Origin of the sequence: Microcystis sp. LE19-10.1B (assembly GCF_027530565.1) — a bacterium.
Taxonomy (GTDB): domain Bacteria; phylum Cyanobacteriota; class Cyanobacteriia; order Cyanobacteriales; family Microcystaceae; genus Microcystis; species Microcystis aeruginosa.
Genome location: NZ_JAPZQM010000311.1, coordinates 1 through 12,908 on the forward strand (window position 1 = coordinate 1; position 12,908 = coordinate 12,908).

Annotated in this window: 11 protein-coding genes and 2 pseudogenes; 4 read left to right on the forward strand and 9 right to left on the reverse strand. The window is 43.8% G+C overall.

Annotated elements, in window-relative coordinates:
* Positions 1–134: 134 nt before the first annotated feature.
* Both O9332_RS11035 and O9332_RS11040 read right to left on the reverse strand, forming a co-directional pair.
* Positions 135–788: a HupE/UreJ family protein gene (locus O9332_RS11035; RefSeq protein WP_002757827.1), complete on the reverse strand. Its 654-nt coding sequence runs from the start codon at positions 786–788 to the stop codon at positions 135–137.
* A 14-nt stretch (positions 789–802) separates the two neighbouring features.
* The gene (locus O9332_RS11040; RefSeq protein WP_002757824.1) at positions 803–1,729 is read right to left on the reverse strand and encodes a class I SAM-dependent methyltransferase; all 927 of its coding nucleotides are present in this window, start codon (positions 1,727–1,729) and stop codon (positions 803–805) included.
* 341 nt (positions 1,730–2,070) lie between these two features.
* On the opposite strand from O9332_RS11040, the gene O9332_RS11045 reads away from it, so the two are divergent.
* The gene (locus O9332_RS11045) at positions 2,071–3,267 is read left to right on the forward strand and encodes a homocysteine biosynthesis protein (RefSeq protein WP_002757823.1); all 1,197 of its coding nucleotides are present in this window, start codon (positions 2,071–2,073) and stop codon (positions 3,265–3,267) included.
* Here the strand turns inward: O9332_RS11045 and O9332_RS11050 are convergent.
* The gene (locus tag O9332_RS11050; RefSeq protein WP_043998916.1) at positions 3,256–3,486 is read right to left on the reverse strand and encodes a hypothetical protein; all 231 of its coding nucleotides are present in this window, start codon (positions 3,484–3,486) and stop codon (positions 3,256–3,258) included. The two genes, O9332_RS11045 and O9332_RS11050, sit on opposite strands and share 12 nt — an antisense overlap.
* A gap of 624 nt (positions 3,487–4,110) precedes the next feature.
* On the opposite strand from O9332_RS11050, the gene O9332_RS11055 reads away from it, so the two are divergent.
* Positions 4,111–5,631, forward strand: a complete 1,521-nt coding sequence (locus O9332_RS11055; RefSeq protein ID WP_002757821.1) for an ammonium transporter — start codon at positions 4,111–4,113, stop codon at positions 5,629–5,631.
* Positions 5,632–5,775: 144 nt separating this feature from the next.
* On the opposite strand, the gene O9332_RS11060 is transcribed toward O9332_RS11055, so the two are convergent.
* Positions 5,776–7,038, reverse strand: a complete 1,263-nt coding sequence (locus O9332_RS11060) for a pentapeptide repeat-containing protein (RefSeq protein WP_002757820.1) — start codon at positions 7,036–7,038, stop codon at positions 5,776–5,778.
* A gap of 1 nt (position 7,039) precedes the next feature.
* Entirely contained in the window at positions 7,040–7,708 is a 669-nt protein-coding gene (gene lipB / locus O9332_RS11065; protein WP_002757819.1) for a lipoyl(octanoyl) transferase LipB, read from the reverse strand.
* A 75-nt stretch (positions 7,709–7,783) separates the two neighbouring features.
* Here lipB and O9332_RS11070 point away from each other — a divergent pair.
* Positions 7,784–7,984: pseudogene (locus O9332_RS11070) on the forward strand (DUF2887 domain-containing protein); the annotation flags it as partial.
* 45 nt (positions 7,985–8,029) lie between these two features.
* Positions 8,030–8,281 (forward strand): annotated as a pseudogene (locus O9332_RS11075) (DUF29 domain-containing protein); the annotation flags it as partial.
* Between the two features lie 53 nt (positions 8,282–8,334).
* On the opposite strand, the gene O9332_RS11080 reads toward O9332_RS11075, so the two are convergent.
* The 4 genes from O9332_RS11080 to hpsP form a co-directional block, all read right to left on the reverse strand.
* A complete protein-coding gene (locus tag O9332_RS11080) occupies positions 8,335–9,669 on the reverse strand; it encodes a flotillin family protein (protein ID WP_002757817.1) in 1,335 nt (444 codons plus the stop codon).
* 28 nt (positions 9,670–9,697) lie between these two features.
* Positions 9,698–10,039: a hypothetical protein gene (locus tag O9332_RS11085; RefSeq protein WP_002757816.1), complete on the reverse strand. Its 342-nt coding sequence runs from the start codon at positions 10,037–10,039 to the stop codon at positions 9,698–9,700.
* Positions 10,040–10,087: 48 nt separating this feature from the next.
* Entirely contained in the window at positions 10,088–10,654 is a 567-nt protein-coding gene (locus tag O9332_RS11090) for a hypothetical protein (protein ID WP_002784990.1), read from the reverse strand.
* A gap of 742 nt (positions 10,655–11,396) precedes the next feature.
* On the reverse strand, positions 11,397–12,569 hold the full coding sequence (gene hpsP, locus O9332_RS11095; protein WP_002757813.1) for a hormogonium polysaccharide biosynthesis glycosyltransferase HpsP: 1,173 nt from the start codon (positions 12,567–12,569) through the stop codon (positions 11,397–11,399).
* Positions 12,570–12,908 lie beyond the last annotated feature (339 nt).

Here is a 12,908-nt window from a genome sequence, read left to right on the forward strand (position 1 = left end):
AGGGATCGGGGGTAAAATTCAGGTACTTTTTCCCTGAAAATTAGGTAACTGACTACCTCAAAATCGGTAAAACCCTACACCCCACACCCCACACCCCACACCCTGCCCCCACCAACAAACTTTTTCAGCAGACCCTACTTAATTCCCACTAAAAAAGTTGTACCGATCGCCATAATTGCCAATCCGATGAACTTACTAATTAGAGTCGCTTGCTTGGCTAATTTTTCCTTAATGACACTGCCAAGGAAAAAAGCACCAGATGCGATCGCTAATTGGATCACGGTAAAACCGATTAAATAGGCAACTAAAGCGGCAACTCGCGCCCCGATAATTGATTCTCCGTAGGCATAACCGTGGAAAATTCCCGCAATCATTGCCAGAGTTGCCAGAGCGATCGTATAGAGATTAGAATGAGTTTGTAACCCTTTTTTCAGGGTTAAAACCACGCCAAAAATTACCACAGAAAGGGCAACAATCCCTTCAGGAAAAAGTAAATTTATTCCCTGTAAATGAATACCTGTGCCGATTAAAGTGGCAATCGCAAAAGCGAGCGGAATTAATAAACCCTGTTCCATCCCCACAGCAATTAAACCACTAGCCACCACAAAAGCTAAATGATCTAAACCGATAATTGGGTGAGCTAAACCCGATAAAAATCCGTTCCAAAAATTATCGGGAGTTTGCCCTGCCATGGCATGATGGGCAAGGGTTTTGCTGGCAAAAATTAACAGGAAGAGAGGGACAATAGTTAATATCTTTGTCCAGCTTTGACGAAAAATTATCTTCATTGATTACCTCAAAATTATGATTCGGAAACCCGCGCAACAATCGCCCGATGTCGGGGACTGGTGGGGGTAATGATCGGTGCTTGAAACCCCGCTTCAACTAATGCCTGTTCGATATCGAGAGTAAAATATTGATCGAGATAGGGTTCGGTACTCTTGAGTAAGGTGAGGACATAAGGGGGCATTTTTCGATAAATTTCCGAGCGCGGATTCATATCCATCAGCGTCAAATAACCCCCCGATCGCAATAAACGACGCGCTTCGGCGAAAATTTCTCTAGTAGCCTGTTGGGGTAGTTCGTGGAACATTAAAAACGAAGATACTAGATCGTAGGACTGACCGGGTAATTGAGTTTTTTCCGCCGCCGCGTGTTGCCATTGAATCGTCTTTTGTTTTTGTTGAGCTTGGTATTGGGCAACGGCTAAATAGTAGGGAGAGAGATCTAACCCAGTTACCCTGGCTTGAGGATAAGTATCTTGCAGCGCAAAGCTGCTCATGCCGACACTACAGCCTAAATCGACAATATCGTTAATTTCTGCCTTGATTTGCTCCTTCAATATCCGGTGATATTCCCGCCGCAATCGCGGATCGCCGTCAATCCCCGCCCCGGGCCAGATGGTAGAATGAACAGCATAGGCGGCAGATTCTACCTCAAAAGCTGGCAACCAGTCTAAATTGCCCTTTTCGTAAGCGTGGAAAGAACAAACGTAGTATTCGGGATAGACGAGATCGGGATTTTCTACCGCTTGCAGTTCCCGACTCCAATCCCGTTGTTGCCATTGTTTGACGGTTTCCCGCCAAGGTACGCCTAGTTTTTCGGCTCTTTTAATCATCATATTGCGGGCCTGATAGCGAGCGATGTCAAAAAGCGGTTTTATGCCGAGAATACGGTTAACTAGACCAGAAACAGGATTAAAGGAGGCCGGAACGGGTGTAACTGTCATAGAAAAGCTTCGATCGTAAATTTTCCCTTTTTTATCTTATAACAGTGATCAGTCATCAGTAATCAGTAATCAGTAATCAGTGAAAAGACAGCATTGTTACGGCCATTTAATACTGCTGAGTTAATACCACTCACTTAAAACCCAAATTTTCGATAACTGTTTACTGACAACAGCAAAAAGCTCCCTAACCCCCATCTTGCCAATTTTTAAGTAGGTAGGTGTTGAAAACTTTCAGATGCCCCCCTTATTAAGGGGGGATTAAGGGGGGATCGGCACCCCCCTTATTAAGGGGGGATTAAGGGGGGAGCCATCTTCAATTTAATTATAACCAGCTACTTATTATGAGAACAATCGCTGAAATCAACGACAAAATTGCTAAAAAAACGGCTGTAGTCTGGACAGTAGAGGAATTAAAAAGCCGCGTGAGCGAGATGGGAATTAAGGAGGTTTTTTCCCAAGTAGATGTGGTTTGTACGGGAACTTTTGAACCGATGGAATCTTCGGGGGCAATTATTAATTTAGGTCAGACGGATCCGCCGATAAAAATTCGTCAATGTTGGTTAGATGGGATTCCTGCTTATGCTGGTTTTGGGGCGGTGGATTTATATTTAGGAGCCAGCGCTATTAGTGATCTAGCGGCCAAAAATGAGAATTTAGAGGGAGAAAATCCCGAAAGGGGCGGCGGACATATTATTGAGGATTTAATCGCTGGAAAATCGATTCAATTGCGCGCTGTCGGCCAGGCCACTGATTGTTATCCTCGCACTTCTTTTGAAACGATTATTTCTAAGGAGACTATCAATCAATTTTATCTTTTTAATCCTCGCAATCTCTACCAGAATTTTATCGTCGGAGTCAATGGGGGAGAGCGGACTTTATATACTTATTTAGGACCACTACAGCCGCGATTAGGTAATGCAGTGTATTCTAACCCCGGGGCAATTTCTCCCCTGTTAAATGACCCCGATTTAGAGGCTATAGGCATCGGTACGCGCCTTTTTTTAGGAGGAGGAATCGGTTATATTGCCTGGGAAGGAACCCAACATTTTCCCCTGCAAAAACGCCTACAAAATCGAACTCCTATTGGACCGGCTTCCACCTTAGCCTTAATTGGTGATGCTAAACAAATGAATGCTCGTTGGGTGCGAGGTTGTTATTTCAAAAATTATGGGGCTTCTTTAATGTTGGGGGTAGCAGTACCGATTCCAATTTTAAGCGAGGAAATCGTTCGACATTGTGCGGTAAAAGATGAGGAAATTGTCGCTCCAGTGGTGGATTTTTCCATTCCCCGGCGAGTCCGTCCTACCTTTGGTTTAATCACCTACGCTAAACTAAAAAGCGGTCGGATTATGATCGAGGGAAAAAGTGTTAAGGTGGCTCCTTTGGCCAGTATTTCCTTGGCCCGGGAAGCCGCTTTAGAATTAAAAGCACTGATCGAATCGGGAGAATTTACCCTCACAGAACCCGTGGCAAAAATTAATCTAGAGCGAACTTTTATCCCCCAGGATCGTTGGGGTGGAAAATTATCAATTGAGTGAGGAATTAAGGGATTGCGTGCAGGTGGCACAACTACAATTAAGATGACGAAAAATCGGATTTTCTTCCCCAGTTGTCTTGGCGATAATCATGTCACCTAAGTTCTCGGTGTTGAAACTAGGATGAAAGGACTCTGGGGCAGCTTGTACGGAGTTAGTGGTAACTGCTAGGGCTAATAAACTAGCGGAAGCAGTGGCAAGAATAAAGACTTTTTGATTCATAAGTTTGCGGGAATTATTGGCCATGAATACCACTGATTATAGCACCCTGCTTGCCGATGAGGAGATATTCTAATCATAAGAGTCAGAGAGGGCTAACCGTCAAATTAGCCAGATTGCGAATTTCTACTTTTTGTTCTTGGGCGGCAATTTCTCCGGCTTTTTGTAACAACTTGAGGGCGCTTTCCTTAATTCCGCTTTCCCTAAAAGGGCGGGTAATACTAAATCCTGTTTAAAAGGTATTATTAGGAGAATGGGAAGCGGGAAGCGGGGAGAAACAATCCAGATCTTGCGGATTTTTGCTTAACTCATCCCGATAGTTTCTGAATATCGGGAGCGGATTTTGTCGGTGAATCAGCACGAAATTGGGCGTAACCACCCGCTAAAAAAACGGTTTTACCCACGCCGCGTTGACCGATACCGAGTAAATTAAAAGGGGGGGGTTGTTGTGGGTGATAATATTTTCATGAGCAAATTACAGCGTTTCTCAGATACATGAGGTTGGTTCTTGCATCTGAAATACTTGATTATCGACGATTGGTCTGTGCTTCACCTTTACGAGAAAGGCTGTAATAGAGTAATCTAATTAGCTAATCGATCAATTTTTGGCAAGCACCTCCCAATTTAATGACAAAAAAGACAGCTTATCATCTTAATACACCCATAATTATACCCACGATCGCCTGTTTAGCCATTCTGTTAATTCTCGTGATAGCAGAAATTAGCGTGGCCCAGACGGCAACTAGCGACAATAGCGAGGCTTTATACCGAGAATTAAGGGTGAAAATCGATACTTTATGGGTAATTTTCACCGCTTGCCTTGTCTTTTTTATGAATGCCGGCTTTGCCATGCTAGAGTCTGGTTTTTGCCGCTCGAAAAATACCGTTAATATCTTAACCAAAAACTTAATTGTTTTTGCCTTGACAACGATCGCTTTTTGGTCTTTTGGTTTCGGCTTAATGTTTAGTCAAGGTAACGGTTTTGTCGGTCTTAGCGGTTTTTTTGTGCTAGGAGCCGATAATAGCCCCAATACTGGTCTCAACTATCTTGGCATCTTTCCCTCCCTTTCTTGGGCGGGCATACCTCTACAGGCTAAATTTTTCTTTCAATTAGTCTTTGCCGGCACTGCGGCCACGATTGTTTCGGGGGCAGTGGCCGAAAGAATCAAATTTCTGGCTTTTTTCCTGTTTAGTCTGCTATTAGTGGCTTTTATCTACCCGATCACCGGTCACTGGATTTGGGGAGGAGGTTGGTTAGCGCGGCTCAATTTTTGGGATTTTGCCGGTTCTACGGTAGTACACACGGTCGGTGGTTGGGCCTCTCTCGTCGGGGCAGTGTTATTGGGGCCGCGTCTGGGCAAATATCAAGGCAGTAATTCCATGGCACTACCCGGTCACAATCTCACCCTCTCTACCCTCGGCTGTTTTATCCTCTGGTTAGGTTGGTTTGGTTTTAACCCCGGTTCCACCCTGGCGATGGAACCCGAGGCTATTTCCCGCATCCTCCTCAACACTAATATGTCGGCGGCCACCGGCGGCATCGCCGCAACCCTAACCGCTTGGCGCTATTTCGGTAAACCAGACCTCTCGGTGATTATCAATGGCATTCTCGGTGGTTTGGTGGCCATTACCGCTGCCTGTCCCTATGTACAGATCGGTTGGGCGGCAATTATCGGCATGATCAGCGGTATTTTAGTGGTTTTGAGCGTCGATTTCTTCGATCGCCTCCAGATTGACGATCCGGTTGGGGCGCTATCGGTACATCTAGTCTGTGGTTTGTGGGGAACTTTTGCGGTAGCTTTATTTGCCGCCGGTATCGAGGCTAATTTTTATACCCAGGGACCGGTGAGGGGATTACTGTTGGGGGGAGGATTACCGGCAATTAAACAGGTATTCGTGCAACTTTTGGGCTGTGCGGCAGTTAGTCTTTACACTGTAATTGTCAGTTGGTCAGCATGGAAGGCGATCGATTTTTTCGTCGGTTTAAGGGTATCGACGGAAGCAGAATTGAGAGGACTGGATCTGAGCGAACACGGTTTACAAGCTTACAGTGGTTTTCTGTTTAAATCCGACCTTGCCCATAAGGTCTCGGCTATTATTCCCAAAAGAACCATTATTCCTCCCAAAGATCGGGGAGCGGATAAGTAGTCTGGCAAAATTAATTTCCTAGTCGAGACTCCAATTCAGTGATCAGTGATCAGATGTGAGTTTTCACTGTTGCCCCTTGCCTTCAGAAGCTGACTACTGACTCCTAACCAACCACGACAATTTTTGATTTTGACCGGAGTCCCCTTATCGACCTAAAAGATTGGCAATATCAGCACATCCCCCCGGAATAGTTGCCCGCGACTTTTCCCCACACCAACGACAACAATAGTGACGTTGTTCCTCGCTCATATTTTTCACCCCGGTAAAATTGACATTTTCTACCACTGCTCCCGTGTGTTCTCCGCTGTCATAATTGGGGGGAACGGTACGACTGCGGGGGGTAGCATTTTCTAGGGAACCATAAAATAAACGCATCCCTTTCATATCTGCCCCTCTTAAATTAGCTTCGTAGAGAATTGTCCGCGATACATTTGCTTTCACCAAATCGCTATAACTTAAATCGGCCCGCACCATATTCGCTTCGCTTAAATCCGTCCAGCGCAAATCCTGCCCAGAAATGTCGGCCCCCGCTAACATTACCCCCAATTGTACTACTCTTGTACCGAACTCTCGATCCTCCGCATAACCCCCTTCCCCGTCTAGAATCGGTCTGCCTAGATAACGATCGCGTTTAATCGGTGATAATAGCCGCGATTGACTCAAAAAACGCAGTATTTTCGCTTTTCCAGAGGCATCGACACTGCTGAGGATGGAAGCGGTGCGACCTTCTGCGATCGCTCTTTCCTGGGGCCAATCTTCTAAAAATCCCTCCTCATCCAAGGCTAGATCGGAAATGCCCTGAAAATAGGAATCGATCGTCTGTTGTTGGGTAATGCGATTTTGCTGTATGGTTAAATCCTTAGAAATAACGTACTGTTCCCAGGCCACATAGACGGCTAACACGGCGATCATAATCTGTCCCAAGGCCCCCACCCACTCGGCCCAGGAACCAAACTCATCGTATTTAAAACTCTCTAACCATCGCAATATTCGCCCGTAAACTCCTAAATATTTCCCTAATCCGGCCAGAGCAGCTATAAAAACTATAAAGGCAAAAACCGTCTGACGTTCAGAGGGAGTGAGATAATGGGCGATCCACTGGCGAATAGAGGGCAAAATCACCTGTAAAGATATTAATATCGCTACTATCGCCCCAGAAAAGCCTAACCAGTCCCAGCTAAAGACCAGGCCGATGGTCATCACCATCAGGGGGGCCAGTAGTAACCCCGCATTACCCGGTCGAAGATCTTTTAATAGTAGGATGCGCTGACGCACGGGATTACGCGAAGATAAAGAGGAGACGTATTCAGAAGCATCGGGGGGCGATAAACTGGTTTTACCGTTATTTTCGGGGTTATCGTCCCTATTTTCCGCGGCGAGTTTTTCTGGGTCTTTGCGATCGCTCATGTTAATCCTTGTCAAGAGAAAATAATTCCACACCGAAAACTGAGGCGAAAACTCTCGATAAATCTTGCTGTACTTGCATAAGACTAATATTAGGCAGAAACTGCCGTAAACTGCCCACGGGTTTATTAGCAATCCCACAGGGAATAATCTCGGCAAAACCGCTTAAATCTGGACAAACATTGATGGCAAAACCATGATAGGTAATCCAATGACTAACTTTAATACCGATCGCCGCTATTTTATACCCTTCTACCCATACCCCCGTCAGGCCCGCGATTCTTTCCCCCGACAATCCATAAATAGCGATAGTTTGCAGGATGACTTCTTCCAATTGTCGCAAATACCAGTGTAAATCCTGCCGATAATAGCGCAAATTGAGGATCGGATAGCCCACTAACTGCCCCGGACAGTGATAGGTGACTTCGCCTCCTCGCTCGATTCGGTACACTTCTTTGTCGGTTTTGTCAAGATTAAATTTAATAAACTTAATATCTGAACCAGTACCGAGGGTGTAAACGGGGGGATGTTCCAGCAGCAGCAGCACATCGGGTAAGTCAGGATTAGCAATTCTCGCCTCCACCAGCGATCGCTGGTGCGACCAAGCGAGAGAATAGGGAGTAATTGCCTGAATTTTTAGCCCACAGAGACGAGGCATTTTTTGAGCATTCATCGAGAGATGTGATTGTTCAAATTATTTAAGAAATGTGGAAGATCACCAAGGAAAATTAAAAGAAGGGAAGAAGAGATGTTGGGGAGAATAATAAGCACTAATCTAAAGTTATCTCATCTATCATCTCTTGGGATCAGTATCCTCCAGTTTATCCTCATCGGCGCAAAAAAAGCACCAAAACAAGTTCAATCCTTGATTGAGCAAACCCACCAACAGGTTGTTGACCCTAACAATCAAAGAAATGTTATCGAGTTAATCGAGAAGATTATTATCTACAAATTTACTCACCATGGCACTGCTCTAAGATGGAGACAATCAATTATGCTAGGTGTTCACGCATTAAAACAACTCTATGAGATTGATGACTCTCAATGGCTAGGAGAAACCATTAGCCTACTCAGAAATCATCAATTTCAACAGCTAGACTTAGAACATTTAATCGAGGAATTAGAGGATTTGGGCAAAGAAAAGAAAAATGCTGTAGCCAGTCTTTTAGAACAGGTTATCCGCCATTTATTATTCCTGCAATACTGGAGCAAGGAAGCAGAATATAAGACAATTTATTGGCAGGAATAAATCGATAACTTCCGTACTCAATAAAATCAGGCTAGTATGTTTTCTGACTGCTATTTTTCAATTTTATTGGTGAGAGTTCCGACCACATCAATACCGAGGGTTTGATGGACACTGGCGAGGAATTGATTGACGATTTCGGGATAGACTTTAATCAGGGTAGCGAGGGATTTCCCATCACCATTATCAACAATATTAACTCGCTCGAGGTGTAAGCGTTTAGGAATTTTGATCGCTTCTTCTAGGATAGTTTCTAACTGTTGAATCAAGAAAATTGCCTCTGCTTCGCTGCCGGTATTTTGCCAGACTTCCGCGAATAATTCGTTAACCAAGGCTTCAGCTTTGGCATTTTCTTCAAAAATTGCCGCTTCTCCTCTAGCGCGGAAAGTTTCGGCTTCCTGCTGCGCTTCTGCGGGTAAAACTTGATCTGCTTGGAGACGTAATCTTTCCAATTCTGCCCTAACCTGTTGCAATTTTTCCTCAACTATAGCACGTTTTTCCTTAGCGGCAGCAATAGTTATTTCTTCTTCGGATTTAGCCTGTTGTTCCAGTTTTGCCTTTAACTTTCTCAATTCGTTTTCTTGCTCTAAAATGATAATTTGATCGCGGGTTTTAGCTACGGTTGCCTGTTCCTCACATTCCGCAACTATTTGTTCAGCTTCATTGAGTGCATTTGATTCGGCAATTTCAGCATCACGCATGACTAAAGCGATTCTTTCCCGTCCGAGGGAGTTAAGATAATCCACGTCATCGGCAACATTTTGAATTTTGAGAGTATCAATTTCTAAACCGAGTTTAAACAGGTCTTGACTGACGTTACTGGTAATACTTTCGGCAAATTTTAGGCGATCTTCGTTCACTTGTTCGGGGGTCATTGTTGCGACTACACCCCGCAAGTTTCCTTCTAAAGTTTCTTTAGCTACGCGAATAATTTCTTCTCGATCTCGATCTAAAAAACGTTCGATCGCATTGCCGACTATTTCAGGTTTAGAACTAACTTTCACGTTAGCAATTGCCACGATATTCAGGGGAATATTGCCCTTAGAATAGGCATTTTTAATCTCAATTCTGATCGGGGTTGTGGTGACATCCATGCGTTTAACGGTTTCTAAAATTGGAATACGAATCGCCCGACCCCCCGATATCACTCGATAACCTGCATCTTGTCTATCTTTTGATTTGCGTTTCATCCCACTCAGGATTACTACTTCATTGGGTTTGCAAATACACAAAAAAGCATTGATAAACCAAATCGCACCAATCCCCAGAAATATCAATAAAGCAATGGGAACACTATTCAACAATAAATTACCAGCACTGTTGTTGTGATTGTTGTCGTCTTGATTGGGATTGATTTGGATGAGATAGGAATTATTTTGACTATTCATAGTTAGTTACCCTTTGGTTTAGAAGAAATTACAAATCGCCTCTGATATACTTTTCCGCAATGACTAAAACTTTATTGTCCTGGAAATTGAGGATAAATGCTTGATCCCCGACATTAAATTGTTCTTCCCCTTCCGTTATCGCTACTATATCGATCAGACTATCCCCGACATTAACTCGCACTTTCCCCTTGCTATTTTTATCGAAGGGGATTTGAACAACTCCGATTAAACCGATGAGAGAGTGATAATCGACGATACTATTTACCTGTTGGTTGCAGCGTCTTAACTTGACTAAAATTAGGAGTAGAATGGCCAAACCAATACCTACCCCTAAAGAAATTAAAACGATTGTGAGCAGTTGAGCATTCATAGTTTAGTTATTTACCGTTATAGTTGCCCCCAATCTAATTAACGTTAACTAATTCGAGACTTCGGCCATTTCAATCACGCGATCAGCATTATCTTTGACCAAAAAATTTAAAGGTTTATTGCGACGAACTTTATACTTTAAGCGTCGTGATTCCACCCGCATCAGAATTTGTTCTAAACAATCGTGATCAAAACAAACGTGACGATGACGATCCTTATAACCCGCGGTTGCTCCAGCAACGATGTGCAGTTGGGTATTTTTCTTTAACTGATACCATAAACCCTGGGGTTGATCTCCCAAAGAAGGGTTGGCAGTAGTCACAGCCGGATTACTAGACATATAAAATGGGTCAATCATATTATTGCCCATCGTCTGCTCATAATTGTAATAGTAATGGAGGGGGACATCGGCCGTGGGTAAATTTAAAAGTCCTTCATAAAATTGTCGGGCTGTCTCCAAATCTGTCACCATGATTGTATGAACTTTTGGGGCGCTAGTTAGAAACATCCACATGGCTAAAGCATAAGCGGCCAGAAGCATAACCATAATCCCCTGGGTGGACAGGAGAGTATCAAGGGGTAGGAAAGCGCCGAAGAAAAGATGATTTATCAACACTGATGTGATCCTATTGCCTAAGAATTTCTATCATTCCCTAATTATAATCACGACGCTGAAACTTAAGTGAACAGGGTGAGGAGTGACCAAGTTCCGTACATTTGTATTAAAATGCTCCCTACCCAGTTTAAATGCAGTACAATTGACCTCAAATTCTCCTATGGGATGAATAAGTAGCTGGTTATAATTAGGGCTTGCTGAATAATGGTAAAACCCTTTTAAAATAAAGCTTTTGACCTGTTAAAGTCCGATGTTAGTGCAAGAAAATAGGATTGGGACTTTCAAAAACCTTGCATTATCCTTCTTATAGTACATCGCTTGGTACAAAAAACAAGGGCAACAAAGCCTGAAACGACCGGCTCCTGACGACCGGCTACTGACTCCTACCCCCAGGAAAAACTTTTTCAGCAGACCCTAATTAAATTAAAAATGGATTTTAGCTTCGATCCCCCCTTAGTACTAGGGTTGATTCATAGTAGGGTTGATTCATGAATCAACCCTACCCTATAGTCCCCCCTTGATAAGGGTGGTGTCTGATAATTTTTAACGCCTACCTACTTAAATGATGAGATGATGACATTGGGGACGGAAATATGAGGAATTAGCGGAGATGAAAGCGTATATTGGAAGTAGAGCCATCCCTAGAAAAGTGAGCTACTGTTATGAACTCTTTTGCGCTTCCCGTCTTTCTGCAATCAGGTTTAACCCTACTGGCATTTTTAGTGCTGGTTATCCTCATGGCCTAAATCTTAATCCGTCTGTCTAGATTTTCATAGACAGTTAACAGCTGTTCAGCGATCGCCGACCAACTATATTGATTTAAGACTAAATCCTTGGCATTTTTCCCCCTTTGTTGGCGAATTTCAGGATGAGTGATAGCCGTTGCCAAAGTATTAGTTAAATCCTCAAGCTGACAAGCTGTCACCCATCCCGCAGCCGCTGCTGCCACCGCAGGATGCAGATCCACCTGGTCCGAGATCACCACAGGAATTCCGGCAGCCATAGCTTCTGCCACTGCGATGCCAAAATTTTCATAGTAGGAAGGTAAAACAAATAAATCGGCCCTAGCGAGGAGGTTATTTTTTACTTCTCCGGTCACAAATCCGGTAATTGTTGTATTTTTGCCCAAGATTGACCGCTCGATCTGATTTTTAATCCGATTTTCGTACTCCCGATCCTGGGGATTGCCTCCTGCTAAGACAAAATGAAAATCTAGGCCTTTTTCTAACAACCTTTCCAAACTGGGCAGCAATAAATCTAGACCTTTTTTCGGGTCAAGACGGGACATATAAAGGATAATCGGTTTATTTTCGGGAAGATCAAAACCCACGGGTAAAGCTTGTGGGTTAAAAAAATCTACCCCTAGGGGGATGACAATATCCTTAGTTTTTATATTAAATCTTTCGGCGATTTGACACTCCTGCTGACTGGTAAAATGAACTGCCGCCGCCGCCGCTAAATTGGGTTTTTCGAGAAAATTGGCATATATTTGTTTAAGTTGCCGTTTTTTTTGCAAATCTGCCGGATCGAGGGTGCCTAGGGGACGGAGAATATAGGGCAGTTGACGGTAACGAGCGATCGAAGCCGATATACTGCTCACTGGGGAGAATAAGGCATGAATATGGGCGATATCGTAATCTTTTGCCCTATTTGCCAACCAAGTAAACAGATCAAGGGAAAATTTATAGCGGCGAAAGGGAGAACAGGGAAAATAATAGATTTGATAGCCATTTTGACTAACAGGGACCCCTAAAGGCACATCTAGGGGTGCTTGTCCCGTGTCACCATTGGAATCGGTGGTAATAATAGTCACCTCTTGGCCTAGTTGCGCCAAGGCCGCTGACAAACCGAGTACCATTTGACTGGGGCCACCATAAACAAGGGAAATCGAAGGAACAATCTGAAGAATTTTCATCGAAAAATTGGGTCAGAAACCCCGTCGTTCTAGGTTGGCTTTACTGTTAAATACTAGCGCATTTGCACGATATAAGTAGGTAGGCACAATTATTTGTAGGATGGGTTAGCGGTAGCGTAACCCATGCGGGCGTTGGGTTTCATGCTTCAACCCAACCTACGTTCATCTTATATTTAATTCCACCCACCCACTTAACATCGGGAGCATCCCAGTTTTGCAATGAGTAAAAATACTCAGGCAATATCGCCGTTGAGATAAGCACAACGTAGCTTCAAATACTGAGGAACATTCTCTGCTTTCCATTGTGCTCCCACAATTTTCATTCTTGCACCTATTTGC

Excerpts from the sequence above, each read along its gene's own strand:
- O9332_RS11035 (WP_002757827.1), bottom strand. The coding sequence starts at position 788 with ATGAAGATAATTTTTCGTCAAAGCTGGACAAAGATATTAACTATTGTC.
- O9332_RS11040 (WP_002757824.1), bottom strand. The coding sequence starts at position 1,729 with ATGACAGTTACACCCGTTCCGGCCTCCTTTAATCCTGTTTCTGGTCTA.
- O9332_RS11045 (WP_002757823.1), top strand. The coding sequence starts at position 2,071 with ATGAGAACAATCGCTGAAATCAACGACAAAATTGCTAAAAAAACGGCT.
- O9332_RS11050 (WP_043998916.1), bottom strand. The coding sequence starts at position 3,486 with ATGAATCAAAAAGTCTTTATTCTTGCCACTGCTTCCGCTAGTTTATTA.
- O9332_RS11055 (WP_002757821.1), top strand. The coding sequence starts at position 4,111 with ATGACAAAAAAGACAGCTTATCATCTTAATACACCCATAATTATACCC.
- O9332_RS11060 (WP_002757820.1), bottom strand. The coding sequence starts at position 7,038 with ATGAGCGATCGCAAAGACCCAGAAAAACTCGCCGCGGAAAATAGGGAC.
- lipB (WP_002757819.1), bottom strand. The coding sequence starts at position 7,708 with ATGAATGCTCAAAAAATGCCTCGTCTCTGTGGGCTAAAAATTCAGGCA.
- O9332_RS11080 (WP_002757817.1), bottom strand. The coding sequence starts at position 9,669 with ATGAATAGTCAAAATAATTCCTATCTCATCCAAATCAATCCCAATCAA.
- O9332_RS11085 (WP_002757816.1), bottom strand. The coding sequence starts at position 10,039 with ATGAATGCTCAACTGCTCACAATCGTTTTAATTTCTTTAGGGGTAGGT.
- hpsP (WP_002757813.1), bottom strand. The coding sequence starts at position 12,569 with ATGAAAATTCTTCAGATTGTTCCTTCGATTTCCCTTGTTTATGGTGGC.